Source organism: Ideonella azotifigens (assembly GCF_006519715.1).
Classification (GTDB): domain Bacteria; phylum Pseudomonadota; class Gammaproteobacteria; order Burkholderiales; family Burkholderiaceae_C; genus Ideonella; species Ideonella azotifigens.
The window spans coordinates 1-15,576 of record NZ_VIDT01000056.1 but is presented as its reverse complement, the minus strand read 5'-3'; the positions used below and the strand labels follow the sequence as shown (position 1 = coordinate 15,576).

Genomic DNA, 15,576 nt, shown 5'->3' with positions numbered 1-15,576 from the left:
GTCGAATGGGTGGCCGCGGCGGACAACTACATCGAGCTGCACGCCCCGCCCGCCTGCCACCTGGACCGCCGCACGCTGGCCGAATTCCTCGCCCACCCGGCCGCCAAAGGCTTTGTGCAGGTGCATCGCTCGCATGCGGTGAATCCGGTGCATGTGCTGGGCATCGCGCCGCTGCCGCGCGGCGAGGCCCAGCTGACTTTGCGTTCCGGCGAGACGCTGCGGATTTCGCGCAGCTTCCGCGATGCTTTGAAGTAGATCCGCCAACTCGCCCCAGCCGCCGTCCACTTCGCCCCAGCGCGCTTGAGCGGCGCGCACCGGCCGGCGATGCTGGCGGCATGAACGCTACACCCCTCGCGCCAACCGCAGCCGGGCGCCTCTTTTTCCTCGACTGGCTGCGCATCCTGGCCTTTGCCCTGCTCGTGCCTTACCACGTGGGCATGTACTACGTGAGCTGGGACTGGCATGTGAAGAGCCCGCATGCCGGTGGCGCGATCGAGCCGCTGATGATGCTGACCTCGCCGTGGCGGTTGTCGCTGCTGTTCTTCATTGGCGGCGCGGCCACGCAGGCGCTGCTGCGGCGCGAGAGCGGCCTGGGCTTTGTGGGCCAGCGCAGCAGCCGGCTGCTGTGGCCGCTGCTGTTCGGCATGCTGGTCATCGTGCCGCCGCAGGCCTATGTGCAGGCCCTCACGCAGCTGGGCTTCGTGGGCGACTACGGCGCGTTCATGCAGCGCTACCTGCAGGGCGGCAAGCTGTGCAGCGGCGCCAACTGCATTGACCTGCCGACCTGGAACCACCTCTGGTTCCTGCCCTACCTGTGGGTCTACAGCCTGATCGCCTGGGCACTCGTGCGCTGGGCGCCTAAGCTGCTGGACGCTGCCGCTGCGCGCCTGCCTGTGGGGCCGTGGGGCCTGCTGCTGGGCCTGGCCTTGCCGACCATGGCCGCGCGGCTGATGTACGGCCTGTTCCCCTCCACCCACAACCTGACCTGGGATTGGTACAACCACGCGCAATACCTCTGGGCCTTCGGCCTCGGCATCGTGGGTGCGCGCGCAGGTGACCGGCTGTGGGCCGGACTGCAGGCGCAGCGCTGGCGGGCGCTGGGCCTGGCCTTCGCCGGCTGGGCATTGTTGTGCCTCTATTTCTTCGGCCCCTGGCACGACCAGACCATGCCGGACGGGCTGCTGACAGCCCAGCGCCTGCTGTGGGGTGCCACGCAGTGGTGGGCCATCGTCGCGGCCTGCGGTTTTGCGCGGCGCTGGCTGGACCATGACGGCCCGTGGCGCCGGCGCCTCACCGGCGCGGTCTTCTGCCTGTACGTGATGCACCAGACGGTGATCGTGCTGCTGGCCTGGTGGCTGCAGCCGCTGGCGCTGCCGCCGGTGCCCGAAGGCCTGCTGCTGATCGCGGCCACCTTCGCTGCCAGCGGCGCGGTGTACCTTGCGGCCAGGCATGTGCCGGTGCTGGCGGGGCTGCTGGGCATCGTGCGCGCCAAGCCGCTGCCAAGTGGCTTGCCGGCCCGGTCACTGGCCTGATACGCGCCGCAGCGAGCCTGGCTTTGCCAAGTTCGCCGCGAACCTGAGCCGCTTCGTGCGGCTTTGGCGGTGGGCTGCCGGGGCGGCTTGGCTATGATCCGCGGCCCCCTCCTGTTGCCGCCATGTCCTCCGCCTCGCCTCCGCCCCCGTCCACGCTGAATGCCGCCCAGATGGAGGCGGTGCACTACCTGAGCGGGCCTTGCCTGGTGCTGGCCGGCGCGGGCTCGGGCAAGACGCGGGTCATCACGCAGAAGATCGCCCGGCTGCTGCAGGCGGGGCTGCAAGCCAAGCAGATCGCCGCCATCACCTTCACCAACAAGGCCTCGCTGGAAATGCGCGAGCGGGCCAAGAGCCTGGTGGGCGCGCGGGCGGCGAAGGACCTGGGGATCAGCACCTTCCACTCCCTGGGCGTGCGCATGCTGCGCGAGGACGGCACACGGCTGGGCCTGAAGGAGAAGTTCTCCATCCTCGATTCGGACGACGTGCTGGGCGTGATCCGCGACGCCGGCTCCTGCACCGACAACGCCATCGCCCGCAAATGGCAGTGGACCATCAGCCTTTGGAAGAACCAGGGCCTGGACAGCGATGGCGCGATGGCCGCCGCGAAGGACAGCGACGAGCAGCTGGCGGCTCGCGTGATGAAGCTCTACGAAGAGCGGCTGGTGGCCTACCAGGCGGTGGACTTCGACGACCTGATCAGCATGCCGCTCAAGCTGATCCAGAAGATCCCGGAAGCGCGCGAGAAATGGCAGAACCAGTTCCGCCACGTGCTGGTGGACGAATACCAGGACACCAACGCCGTGCAGTACGAGCTGCTGAAGGCGCTGGTGGACCACCCGGACGAACGCCGCCGCGGCATGTTCACGGCCGTGGGCGACGACGACCAGAGCATTTACGGCTGGCGCGGCGCGACCATCGAAAACCTCAAGCGCCTGCCCGAGGAATTCCCGAACCTGAAGGTCATCCCGCTGGAGCAGAACTACCGCTCCACCTCGGCCATTTTGCGGGCGGCCAACGAGGTGATTGGCGGCAACCCGAAGATCTTCCCGAAGAAGCTCTGGAGCGACCTGGGCGAAGGCGAGCCGGTGCGCATTGCCGAGTGCGACAGCGAAGACCACGAGGCCGAGCGCACGGTCGCGCGCATCCAGGCGCTGATGGCGCAGGATCCGCGCATCAAGCTGTCGGACTTCGCGGTGCTCTACCGCACCAACTTCCAGGCCCGGCCCTTCGAGCAGAAGCTGCGCGCCGCGCAGATCGCCTACAAGGTCTCCGGCGGCCAGAGCTTTTTCGACCGGGCCGAGATCAAGGACCTGTGCGGCTGGCTGCGCCTGCTCGTGAACCAGGACGACGACCCGGCCTTCCTGCGCGCCATCACCACGCCCAAGCGCGGCATTGGCCACACCACGCTGGGCAAGCTGGGCGAGTTCTCCGGCAAGTGGAAGCTCAGCATGTTCGAGGCACTGTTCGCCGAGAGCCTGGGCGTGGCGCTGCCGGGCAAGGCCATCGACTCGCTGCACGAGTTCGGCCGCTACCTCAACGATCTCGAATACAAGGCCCGCACGACGATTGGCGCCGAGGCTGCCAAGCCGATGCTGCTGGAGTGGCTCAAGGAGATCGGCTACGAGCAGCACCTCTACGACAGCGAGGACAGCGAGAAGGTGGCCGCCGCCCGCTGGACCAATGTGCTGGACTTCATCGACTGGGTGGCCAAGCGCTGCGGCGGCGAGATCAGCCAGGACGGCGGCATGACCGTCGAAGGCGAGAAGAAAAGCGTGCTGGACGTGGCGCAGACCATCAGCGTCATCCTCAGCCTGGCCGAGCGCGGCGAGGAGCAGGACGTGGTGACGCTGACCACGCTGCATGCATCGAAGGGCCTGGAGTGGCCGCACGTGATCCTGGTCGGCATCAACGAGGGCATCCTGCCCTTCAAGAGCGACGCCGAGGACATGACGCCCGAGCGACTGCAGGAAGAGCGCCGGCTGATGTACGTGGGCATCACGCGCGCGCAGAAGACGCTGCTGTGCACGACGCTGCGCCGCCGCAAGAAAGGCCGCGAAACCGTGGCCGGCATTCCCAGCCGCTTCATCAAGGAGATGAAGCTGGACCTGGCCGGCAGCAAGGAAGACCCGAAGGAAAAGTTGAAGCGCATGCGCGAAGCGCTGGCCGCCAAGGTGGCAGGCGCGCCACCGCCTGCCTGATCCTTCCGCCTGCCTTCAATCCGCCAGCAGGTGCTGCTGGTGGGCTTCGTGGATGGCTTCCGCCTTCGACGAGACGTTCAGCTTCTCGTAAATGCGCCGCACGAAGCTGCGCACCGTGAAGGGCGAGAGCTGCATCAACCTGGCAATCTCGTTGGCGGTGAAGCCCTTGGCCAGGTAGCCCAGCACCTCGCGCTCGCGGGCTGACAGGGCTGGCGCACCATCGTTCGCTGCCGCGGGTGTGGTCGGCGTGGGCGGCGCGATGGAGCAGGTCACCTGCGCGTCGTCATCGATGCTCACGACGATATTGCACGCCGCCCGCGGCCCATGCGCCGCGCGGCTCAGGTCCGATACCGCCTGCATCGCCGCGCACAGCGCTCTCAGGAAGCCGGGGTCGTTGCGGGCAGTGTCGAAGGCGGGCACAAAACCCTGCGTGGCATCGCTCCAGGCGAGGCGGTAGGCGTTACTCATTTTGGGGCTCCAGGGCAGTCGGCGGCATGGAATGGACTGTCGGGGAGCGACCCCTGCGCCGTCCTTCAGCGGCGCTTGTGGCTTGTTAAGCCTTTTGAACCCACGGCTTCTGCCGCGGCGATTAAGAACTTTTAAAGACCGCTTAAGAAGCCTGGTGCAGCGCTGACGCGCCCTCGTCAAACCGGAGGATGGCCGTAGCGCATTCGTTCTACGGACGCCGAGCCGGCGCTTTCCTACGATCAAAACGTGATGGCTGAAGGCTTGCGAACCCCGCAGCGGCAGCCCCCACATCTCCAAGATCGCAAGGGAAACAACACCATGACCTACTTCCTGTTGACTGGCCAGAAGCTCCGCGCTGGCGAACACCTCACGTCGCCGGACGGCAGCTGTTTTCTCACGCAGCAGCGTGATGGCAACCTTTGCCTCTACCAGGGCCCCGGACCGGAGGCACGGGGCGGCTGCATCTGGGCTGCACTGGGCGCCTCGCTGCCGCAGGGCGACTACTTCGCCGCGATGCAGGGCGACGGCAACCTCTGCGTCTACCGCCAGAAGCCCGACGGCAACACCGACTTCATCTGGAGCACCGGCACCGTGGCACCGGGCGGAAAGTTCATGGCGGTGGTTGAAGACGCCGGCCTGCTCACGGTGCGTGTTGGCGAGGCCGACGAGCACGCGAAGCAACCGGTGCTGTGGGCCTCGCGCCGTTTGCGCCTGCTGAGCTTCAACACCCACTTGATGGAGGGCTCCGCCATCGTGACAGGGGCGAAGCTCACCGGCAAGCTGCCGGTCACCTTTCGCGACGATGAGCGCCACGCCTTCATCGTGGAGAAGGTCAAGCAGTCTGGCGCCGACGTGGTGGCGCTGCAGGAGGTCTGGTCCGCCAACCGCATGGACAACATCCGTGACGACCTGAAGAGCGTCTATCCGCACAGCATCCGGGGCACCAGCGGGGCCTTGAACCGGGCGGGGTCTGGCATCGTGCTGGTCAGCAAGTTTCCGCTGGAGGACTGGCAGTTCAACCAGTTCCCCGAGACTTCGGAGGAAGACAGCGAAGATGCCTGGGCCACCAAGGGCGTGCTGTCGGCCACCATGAAGCTGGACGGGGGTGTGAAGCTGCGCATCGGCATGACCCACGCCTGGACCAACGCGGGCAACAAGGATGCCCGCTGCACCAACATCGAGAACCTGATCGGCTGGACCCTGGGCGGCCGGGGCGACATGCCCGCGGCCTTGCTGGGCGACTTCAACGTGCACCGCATTGGCGACCCGGCCAAGTTCGCCACGCTGGAGAGCTTGATGGCGGCCCAGGGCGCGACCGACAGCTGGACCCGCGTGCACGGCCCGGACCAGGCGCTGGCCTCGGCCACCGACGACCACATCCACAACACGCTGGATCAGTTCTTCACCCCGGGAAGCGACACGCCCGATTCCGACTGCCTGGACTACGTCTACCTGAAGGACGGCGCGCAGACGCCGCTGCGGCCGCTGCAGGCGACTGTGCTGCGCGACTGGCACTACCCGCTGAATACCTCCAACCCCGCGTGGTACTGGGTTCACAAGGGCACCCTGGCGCACCTGCCGTCTGCCGCGGTGGCCGGCGACAAGCTGTGGGTGGCCACGCGCGCCGCGCATGACCGCAGCCTGCAGATCAGCCGCTTCGACCAGGCGACCAAGCAGTGGCGCCACGAGGTGCTGCCGGACGTGAGCAGCGACGGCGCGCCAGGGCTGGTGTGGTTCGCGGGCTGCCTGCACCTGTTCTTCCAGCAAGACCGGCAGGTGATGAAGATGGAATCCGTCGATGGACGCAAGTGGTCGCGAGCCGAGAGTCAAGGCGGTGAAATGCGCTCCTCCGGCGGCGTGTGCGCGGTGGTGCACCAGGGCCGGCTGTACGTCTTCTGCCGTGATCCGAATGGCGAGCAGGTCTGCGTGCACCAGTGGGGTCCTGGGGGCTGGTCCAAGCGGGACTGGCTGCACATCGACACACCGCACGACATTGCGGCCGCGTCGCTGGGTGACACGCTGTGTGTCGTGACGGTGGATGCCGGCTCGGGCAGCCCGCGTGGGCTGATGCGCGCGGTGCTGAACCACACCGGCAAGTGGCAGCCAGCGCAGCTGGAAAGAGGCGCCACCGCGACCGGCTCGCCCGGCATCACCAGCCGCAATGGCCGCTTCGAACTGTTCTACCGCGAGCCCGGCGGCGCCGGCATGTTCCATCGCTCGTCTGCTGACGGCCTGAACTGGTCCGGCCAGGACTTCGATGCGCGCCTGGCGACGATGGACACGGTCTGCCCCGCGGCATTCGGCGATGACTTGCTGCTGTTCTACGCGCATGTGCACGAAAGCGGCGAGGGCTACGCGAAGCGCGCACTGGCGCACAGCCACTACCCGGCCGGCGTGCAGCTCGACGCTTCGGACCACTACCCTTACCAGGTCGACCTGGTCTGGCCGCAGGGCTGACGAGGCCCGAGGCCTGCGCGTCGCGCAGGCCTTGTTCAGCGCGCTTTGGCCGCTGGCAGCCCCATCGCCCTGAAGTCCTGCGGCGCCATGCCGTAGGCCCGGCGGAAGGCGCGGGTGAAGTCGGAGGCGCTGTTGAAGGACAGGCCGTAGGCGATGTCGATGATGGGCTTGTTCGGTGCGCTCAGCAGCTCTTCGGCGGCCTCGCGCAGCCGGCAGTTGCGGATGTACGCGGCCAGCCCGCCCTCGGGCTCGAACAGGCGGTACAGCGTGGCGCGTGGCAGCCGGAACTGCAGGCGGATGCCGTCGGGCGACAGCGTGTCCTGGTGCAGGTTCTCCTGCACATGGTGCTGCAACCGGTCCAGCAGCGCCATGCGCACGGCATTGCGCGCATGGCCGTGCAAGCGGGCCTGGCGGCCGAATGCGGCCAGCATCAGCTCGGCACCGCTGCGGATGGCGCGCTCGGCTTCGGCTGGTGGCAGGCGCGGCAGGGTGGTGGCCAGCGTCTGCAACTGCGCCAGCAGCAGGCGGGCCAGTGACGAGGTGTAGGTCACGACCTGGCCGTGGATCGCCGGGGCATCGGGGATCACGGCCTCCACCTTGGCGCGCGGCAGCATGAAGGCCAGCACGCGAGCCTGCGTCGGGCGGTGCATGCGCCAGGGCTGGCGCATGTCCAGCGCCAGCACGCCGGGCATGAACTGCGTGGACCGGCGCGGCCGGTGCCCCTGGGCCACCGATTCGATCAGCCCTTCTACGGCGACGTGGAAGACGTAGTCGTCCAGCGTGTCGGTGCCAATGCGCGCGGCGCTGCGCAACTGGGTCACCGCGTCGCTGCGGATGTCCATGAACACCATGTCGCTCAGCACATGGGTGGCGATCTCGCCGTGGAAACCTGCAGCCACCTGCGAGCGTGAGAGCGGCACGTCCAGCGAGCGACCCACGTAGTCGCGCCAGGCCGGGGCCTGCAAGGTGCGCGCCTCGGCAGCCACGCTGAAGTGGTGCCGCAGCACCGCGGATGCCTCGGCCGGGGAAGCGGTGGCACCAGGGTGCGCGTAGCGCTGCGCTGGAGAGGCCAGGAGCTGGCGCACGGTGGGCGAGTAATCGCTGGTCATGGAAGAACTGCTGGCCATGAAGAGGAGGGCAAGGCGGTGTACCCCCAATCCTGGGGATTCATTTTGGCAACTGAGACACCCGGTCAAGTCGCCGGCCGCCGCTGAAGAAAATCACGCGGCACCCCAAGCGGCTTGGCGCGGCGCCGCTTGAGCGCTGGTGTGCGCGGCCGCCGAGTGTGTCGCAGGTTTGCCAGCGGCCAGTGTGAGCGGCCGCTGGCGACGCGGCTGTAGCGCATTTGTTCTACGGACAGGCTAGGGCCCGCTCCCTAGCATCCCGCCAACCCTCTTTCCCTCCAATTCTCCCGCCATGAACCACGCCTATCGCCTTGTCTGGAGCGAACTGTTCCAACGTTTTGTCGCCGTGCCGGAGACAGCCAAGGCGAGGGGCAAGCGCAGCGGCGCGGTGCTGCTTGCGGCGGCTGCCTTGAGTGGCGGTGCCTTCGCTGGGCCCACCGGCGGTGCGGTGAGCACCGGCAGCGGCACGATCACGCAAAGCGGGAGCACCACGACCATCACCCAGGGCAGCCAGAACCTGGCGATCAACTGGGCGACCTTCAACGTGGGCAAGGGCGAGAGCGTCAAGTTCGTGCAGCCCGGGGCTGCGTCCATCGCGCTGAACCGCGTGCTGGGCACCGATGCTTCGAGCATCAATGGCAGCCTCACGGCCAACGGCCAGGTGTGGATCCTGAACCCGAACGGCGTGCTGTTTGGCAATGGCGCGAGCGTCAACGTTGGCGGTCTCGTTGCATCCACGCTGAGCATGAGCGACAGCGACTTCGCGGCCGGCAAAGCAAGCTTCAGCGGCAACGGCAACCAGGGCGGCGTCGTCAACCAGGGTAGCCTGACCGGCGGCTATGTTGCGCTGATCGGCAAGCAGGTCAGCAACAGCGGCACCATCACCACGCCCAACGGCACGGCAGCACTCGCCGCCGGCGACAAGGTCACACTCGACTTCAGCGGCAGCCAGCTGCTCAGCGTCACGGTGGACGAAGGCACGCTGAACGCCTTGGCCGAGAACAAGGGCTTGATCCGCGCAGACAACGGCAGCGTGCTGCTGAGCGCCAACGCGAAGAACGCGCTGCTGGACACCGTGGTCAACAACGAAGGTGTGATCGAAGCGCGCGGCATCGACAGCAGCGGCGGCAGGATCATCCTGCTTGGCAGTTTCAACGGCGGCACCGTGAAGGCCGGCGGCACGCTGGACGCCTCTTCGGTGAACCATGACGGCGGCTTCATCGAGACCAGCGGTGCGCATGTGCAAGTGGCAGACGGTGCGCAGATCAGCACACTGTCGCAAAGCGGCAAGACCGGCACCTGGCTGGTGGACCCGACGGACTTCACGATCAGCGCGGGCAGCGGCGCGCAGACCAGCAGCGGCATCGGCGCGGGCACGCTGGCCAACAGCCTGGCCAGCAACAACGTCACGCTGGCGACCGACAACAGCACCGGCACGGACAGCGGCGACATCAACGTCAACGCAGCGGTCAGCTGGAGCGCCAACACGACGCTGACGCTGAACGCCTACCGCAACGTCAACCTCAACGCAGCGATCACTGCCACTGGCGAGGCAGCCGGACTGGCGCTGAACCATGGCGGTGACTACAAGGTCAACGCCCCTGTCACGCTCAGCGGCGCCAACGCCAGTCTCAGCCTCAACGGCAATGCCTACACGCTGATCCACAGCATGGCCGAGCTGCAGTCGGCCGACAACCACGGCCTGCTCGCGCTGGCGCAGGACCTGGACGCCAGCGACACGGTCTACGGTGGCGCGGTGATCGGGACGTTCTTCGGCACGCTGGCCGGCCTGGGCCACACCATTCATCAGTTCAACGTGGCGGGCGCAGGCAGCCTCGCCGGGCTGATCGGCCAGATCCGCAACGGCGCCGTGGTGCGCGACCTCAGCCTGGTGGGCGGCAGCGTGCAGGCCTCGGGCCCGGGCGCGGGCGCGCTGGCCGGGCTGAGTGACGGGACGATCCTCAACGTGCATGCCGCCGTCGATGTCAGCGGTGGCGACGATTCGGGTGGGCTGGTCGGCTACAACACGGGCCGCATCACACGGTCGGACGCCACCGGCACGGTCACTGGCGGCAATGACACCGGCGGGCTGATCGGGCGCAACAAGGGCAACCTGGACCAGGTGTGGGCCAGCGGTGACGTGACGGGCGCATCGTATGTCGGGGGGCTTGTCGGTTTGCAGACCGAGGCCGTGACCCTCAACAACGCCCATGCCAGTGGCGACGTCAGCGGCAACCTCTACGTTGGCGGCCTGGTCGGCGTGGCCTACAACACCTCGGTCTTTTCCAATGTCTATGCCACTGGCAACGTCACCGGTCTCACCGGTTCGGTCGGCGGGCTGGTCGGCCACAACGACGCCTCTTTCATCATCAGCGCCTTCGCCACCGGCAACGTCAAGTCCGCCGGTGGCGAAGGCGTGGGCGGCCTGATCGGCTCGGCCAACTACGACAGCACGGTCGTCTACGCCTATGCCACTGGCGACGTGAGCGGCGACTCGCGCGTGGGCGGCCTGATGGGCAAGGGGGCCGGCGTGCTGACCGATGTCTATGCCAGTGGCCATGTCAGCGCCAGCTATCAACCTGGCGGCCTGATCGGCGGCTTCGACGGCTTCTACCCCACCGTCACCAACGGCTACTGGAACCTGGAGACCACCGGCCAGTCCACCAGCCTGGGTGGCGGCACCGGGCTGAGTTCCGCGCAGATGATGCAGGCGTCCTGCTTCAGCGGCTGGGACCTGGCCAGCAGTGGCGGCAGCAACGCCGTGTGGCGCATTTACGAAGGCCAGACCGCGCCCTTGCTGAGGTCCTTCATGCCAGCGCTCACCGTCAGCGCCGACGGCGTCAGCAAGGTCTATGACGGCACGGTGAATTTCAGCGGCGGCGGCTACGCCACCAGTGACGCTGGCGCCGACCGCAGCCTCATCCTCGGCACGGCGGTTTACGGCGATGCCGGCAGCAAGAACGTTGGCAGCTACAGCATCGGCCTCAGCGGCCTCTATTCCGGCCAGTTTGGCTACGACCTGAGCTTTGCCGAAGGCACCGCCAAGGTCACCGCCGCCAGCTTGACCGTCAGCGGCGGCACCGCGGCCAGCAAGACCTACGACGGCACGACGCTGGCGAGTGTCAGCGGTGGCAGCCTGGGCGGGGTGCTGGCCGGCGACAGTGTCGCCCTCAGCCAGAGCGGCAGCTTCAGCGACAAGAACGCCGGCAGCGGCAAGACAGTCACGGTCACCAACAGCCTGGCCGGCGACGATGCGGGCAACTACGTGCTGGTCGGCCCGGTGGCGAAGGTCGCCGCCGACATCGACCCTGCGCAACTGCAAGTGAGCGGTGCGCAGGCGAGCAGCAAGACCTACGACAGCACAGTCGTGGCACAGCTCAGCGGCGGCAGCCTCGTGGGCGTGGTTGCGGGCGACCAGCTGGGGTATCACCTGAGCGGCAGTTTCAGCGACAAGAACGTGGGCACCGGCAAGACCGTGAGCATCACCGGCGCGCTGTCCGGACCCGATGCCGGCAACTACGTGCTCGGCCCCCAGGCCGGCACCGCGCAGGCCGACATCTCGGCCGCCACCCTCTACCTCGTCGGCGGCACGGCCCTCAGCAAGGTCTACGACGGCGGCACCGCAGCCAGTGTCAGCGGAGGCCGCCTGGATGGCCTGTTCAACGGGGACCTGGTCACCGTCAACCAGAGCGGCAGCTTCGGCGACAAGAACGTGGGCTACGGCAAGCAGGTCGCCGTCTGCCGCAGCCTGGGTGGCGCCGATGCCGGCAACTACCTGCTGCTCAATCCGTCAACCGTCATGGCGGCCGACATCACGCCCAAGCTGCTGTCGGTTGACCTCGTGGCGGCTGACAAGACCTACGACGGCTCGTCCCGCGCCAGCGTCACCGGCAGCCTTGGCGGCGTGATTGCCGGCGACGCGGTTTCGGCGGATGTCGTCGGCTACTTCGACGACAAGAACGTTGGCACGAACAAGAGCGTCAGCGTGGGCCTTTCCCTGCTGGGCACGGACGCCGGCAACTACACCTTCAACCGCCTGGGTGCGAGCACTGCCAGCATCAGCGCGGCGACCTTGACAGCGAGCGGCGGCACGGCGGCCAACAAGACCTACGACGGCACGACCCAGGTCAGCCTGGGCCAGGGCACGCTGCTGGGCCTGCTGCCGGGCGACAGCGTCAGCCTCAGCCAGAGTGGCAGCTTTGTCGACAAGCATGCCGGCACGGGCAAGACGGTCAACGAACAGTTCGCCATTGGCGGTGTCGATGCCGGCAACTACGTGCTGGCCAATGCCACCGGCACCACCACGGCCGACATCGCCGCCGCCACCTTGCTGGTGGCCGGCACCGTGGCGGCCAACAAGACCTATGACGGCAAGACCGCCGCAGTGGTCGGTGGCGGCCAACTGATGGGCGTGCTCGCCGGCGACAGCGTCACGCTGAGCCAGAGCGGCGCATTCGTTGACAAGAACGCCGGCAGCGGCAAGGTGGTGGTCGTGACCAACGACCTGGGCGGCAGCGATGCGGGCAACTACGTCGTCGCCAACGACAGCACCACGGCCAACATCGCGCAAGCCCAGCTGACCGTGACCGGCGCCAAGGCGCAGGACAAGGTGTTCGACGGCACCAAGACCGCCACCGTCACCGGCGGCACGCTGACCGGCCTGGTCGCGGGCGACGACGTGGCGCTCAGCCAGACCGGCCAGTTCGTCACCGCCTTGTGGGGCCACTACAAGCCGGTGGTCGAAACCTTCGCCATCAGCGGCGCGGATGCGCAGAACTACCAGCTCACCAAGACCCAGCAACTGGGCCAGGCGGACGTGTTCAAGCCCGCGGCCGTGACCGTGGCCCAGCAACTGAAGCTGGCCGCGCTGCTGAGGGGCCTGGGCCTGACGGTGCTGGAGGCCGACGCTGCGGCGCGCTGAGCTCGCTTCCGCCGGCCGCTGCGATGCCGGCCGCCCACGCTGCACGGGCGTGGGCGGCCGGCTGTAGCGCATTTGTTCTACGGACAGCGGCGGGGCCGCTTCCTAACATTCCGTCAGCCCCTTCTTCCTCATCCTTCCCTGCCATGAACCACGCCTACCGCCTTGTCTGGAGCGACCTGTTCCAACGTTTTGTCGCCGTGCCGGAGACTGCCAAGGCGCGTGGCAAGCGCAGCGGCGCGGTGCTGCTTGCAGCGGCGGCACTGAGCGGTGCCGTGCTGGCCGGGCCGACGGGCGGTGCGGTGAGCACGGGCAGTGGCACGATCACGCAAAGCGGCAGCACGACCACCATCAACCAGGGCAGCCAGAACCTGGCGATCAACTGGGCGACCTTCAACGTGGGCAAGGGCGAGAGCGTCAAGTTCGTGCAGCCCGGGGCTTCGTCCATCGCGCTGAACCGCGTGCTGGGCACCGATGCTTCGAGCATCAACGGCAGCCTCACGGCCAACGGCCAGGTGTGGATCCTGAACCCGAACGGCGTGTTGTTCGGCAACGGCGCGAGCGTCAACGTGGGCGGCCTGGTAGCGTCCACGCTCAGCCTGAGCGACAGCGACTTTGCGACCGGCAAGACCAGCTTCAGCGGCAACGGCAGCCAGGGCAGCGTCGTCAACCAGGGCAGCCTGACCGGCGGCTACGTGGCGCTGATCGGCAAGCAGGTCAGCAACAGCGGCAGCATCACCACGCCCAACGGCACCGCAGCCCTCGCAGCCGGCGACAAGGTCACGCTGGACTTCAGCGGCAGCCAGCTGCTCAGCGTCACGGTCGACGAAGGCACGCTCAATGCGCTGGCCGAGAACAAGGGCTTGATTCGCGCAGACAACGGCAGCGTGCTGCTCAGCGCCACAGCCAAGAACGCGCTGCTGGACACAGTCGTCAACAACGAAGGCATGATCGAGGCCAAGGGCATCGACAGCAGCGGTGGCAAGATCATCCTGCTGGGCGGTTTCAACGGCGGCACAGTGAAGGCCGGCGGCACGCTGGACGCCTCGTCCGTGAACCACGACGGCGGCTTCATCGAGACCAGCGGCGTGCATGTGCAAGTGGCAGATGGCGCGCAGATCAGCACACTGTCGCAAAGCGGCAAGACCGGCACCTGGCTTGTCGACCCGACGGACTTCACGATCAGCGCCGGCAGCGGTGCGTTGACCAGCAGCGGCATCGGCGCGAGCACCCTGGCCACGAACCTGGCGACGAACAACGTCACGCTGACGACCGACAACAGCAAGGGCAGCGACAGCGGGGACATCAACGTCAACGCCGCGGTGAGCTGGAGTGCCAACACCACGTTGACGCTGAACGCCTACAACAACATCAACCTGCTGGCCGAGCTCACCGCCACTGGCGCGAATGCCGGCCTGGTGCTGAACACCGGCAATTACGCCGCCTCCGGCAGCGTGCGCAGCGGCGCGGACTACAAGCTGCACGCGCCTGTGACGCTCAGCGGCGCCAATGCCTCGCTGAACGTCAACGGCACGGCCTACACCCTGGTCCACAGCCTGGCGGACCTGGAGGCCATCAACAGCCAGGGGCTGGCCGGGCACTACGCGCTGGCGCAGGACATCGACGCCAGCGCCACGGTCTACAGCGGCGCGCTGATCGCCAGCACCGACAGCCCGTTCACCGGCAACCTGGCCGGCCTGGGCCACGCAATCAAGGGCTTCACCATCGCCGAGGCTTCCGGCCAGGACGTGGGCCTGATCGCCGCCGCCGGCAGCGGCAGCGAGATCCGGGACCTGGCACTGCAAGGCGGCAGCGTCAGCCTGGGCGAGTACGGCTTCGACGCCTACATCGGCGCGTTGGTGGGCCACAACTGGGGCAGCGTCCGCAACGTCAGCAGCAGCGTGGACGTGTGGGCACCGCAGGGCTCCAACGTGGGCGGCCTGGTCGGCTTCAACTTCGGCAGCATCACCGGTGCAGCGGTCAGCGGCAGCGTGACGGGGCACGACATGGTGGGCGGCCTGGCGAGCTACAACGCCGGCAGCATCAGCGACAGCACGGTGAGCGGCAGCGTCAGCGGCGTCAATGCCGTGGGCGGCCTGGCAGGGGTCAACTGGAATGCGATCCGCAATGCCTATGCGGCAGGTTCAGTGCAGGGCCAGTCCCAGGTGGGCGGGCTGGTGGGCCTCAATGGCGGGGAAATCCGCTACCTGGTGTGGGACGGCAGCAGCACCGGGCAAGCCAGCGCCGTCGGCACTTCGGCCGGCGGCTACAGCAGCAACATTGGCAACGCCGCGGGCGGCAGCAAGCATGGCGACTATGCCAACCTCGGCAACTGGCACGAAAGCGCGCCGGGCTCGGGCTTCTGGGTGGCGAACGACGTCGACGGCCAGCCGGCCTGGATCATGGTGGACGGCCTGCGCCCGGTGCGCGTGGCCGAGTACGTGCGCGGCATCCACACCGTGCGTCAGCTGCAGCTGATCGGCTACGACCTTGGTGCCAGCTACACCCTGGCCAACGACATTGCCGCCAGCCCAGCCGACAACGCTGGCCAACTGGGCGACAGTGGCTTCGTGCCGCTGGGCACTGCCGCCGCGCCCTTCACCGGTAGCCTGGATGGCCAGTCGCACAGCATCGACGGCCTGGTGATCAACCGAGCCGGCCAGGACAACGTGGGCCTGGTGGGCGTGCTGGGCAACGGCGGCAGCATCAGCCACCTCGCGCTGAGTGGCGGCAACACCACCGGTGGTACCCACGTAGGCGGCCTGGTCGGCCTGGTCAACGCGGGCGGCAGCGTCAGCGACGTGCGGGTCAGCGGCAGCGTCACCGGCAGCAGCGCGGTGGGCGGGCTGGCCGGCCTGAACCTGGGCACCATCGCCGGT

At 67.8% G+C, this 15,576-nt stretch carries 7 protein-coding genes and 1 pseudogene; 6 read left to right on the top strand and 2 right to left on the bottom strand.

The features are described from left to right. The 3 genes from FKP22_RS06170 to FKP22_RS06160 all read left to right on the top strand — a co-directional run. Positions 1-255, top strand: a 255-nt coding sequence (locus tag FKP22_RS06170) for a LytTR family DNA-binding domain-containing protein (RefSeq protein WP_141286203.1), incomplete at its 5' end; no start/stop codon positions are given. An 80-nt stretch (positions 256-335) separates the two neighbouring features. Then, on the top strand, positions 336-1,532 hold the full coding sequence (locus FKP22_RS06165; RefSeq protein WP_141286200.1) for an acyltransferase family protein: 1,197 nt from the start codon (positions 336-338) through the stop codon (positions 1,530-1,532). A gap of 122 nt (positions 1,533-1,654) precedes the next feature. Next, entirely contained in the window at positions 1,655-3,730 is a 2,076-nt protein-coding gene (locus FKP22_RS06160) for an ATP-dependent helicase (RefSeq protein ID WP_231010005.1), read from the top strand. Positions 3,731-3,745: 15 nt separating this feature from the next. Here the strand turns inward: FKP22_RS06160 and FKP22_RS33730 are convergent. Continuing rightward, a pseudogene (locus FKP22_RS33730) lies at positions 3,746-3,988 on the bottom strand (response regulator transcription factor); the annotation flags it as partial. A gap of 528 nt (positions 3,989-4,516) precedes the next feature. Between FKP22_RS33730 and FKP22_RS06150 the strand changes: the two are divergent. Next, positions 4,517-6,655 carry an endonuclease/exonuclease/phosphatase family protein gene (locus FKP22_RS06150; protein WP_170200773.1) on the top strand — a complete coding sequence of 713 codons (2,139 nt, stop codon included), beginning with the start codon at positions 4,517-4,519 and terminating at the stop codon, positions 6,653-6,655. Between the two features lie 35 nt (positions 6,656-6,690). Here the strand turns inward: FKP22_RS06150 and FKP22_RS06145 are convergent, their stop codons facing one another. Continuing rightward, on the bottom strand, positions 6,691-7,764 hold the full coding sequence (locus FKP22_RS06145; RefSeq protein WP_170200772.1) for a helix-turn-helix domain-containing protein: 1,074 nt from the start codon (positions 7,762-7,764) through the stop codon (positions 6,691-6,693). A 307-nt stretch (positions 7,765-8,071) separates the two neighbouring features. Here FKP22_RS06145 and FKP22_RS06140 point away from each other — a divergent pair, with 307 nt between their 5' ends. Further along, a complete protein-coding gene (locus FKP22_RS06140; RefSeq protein WP_141286194.1) occupies positions 8,072-12,700 on the top strand; it encodes a YDG domain-containing protein in 4,629 nt (1,542 codons plus the stop codon). A 143-nt stretch (positions 12,701-12,843) separates the two neighbouring features. Then, a partial coding sequence (locus tag FKP22_RS06135; RefSeq protein ID WP_170200771.1) for a two-partner secretion domain-containing protein occupies positions 12,844-15,576 on the top strand: 2,733 nt, incomplete at its 3' end.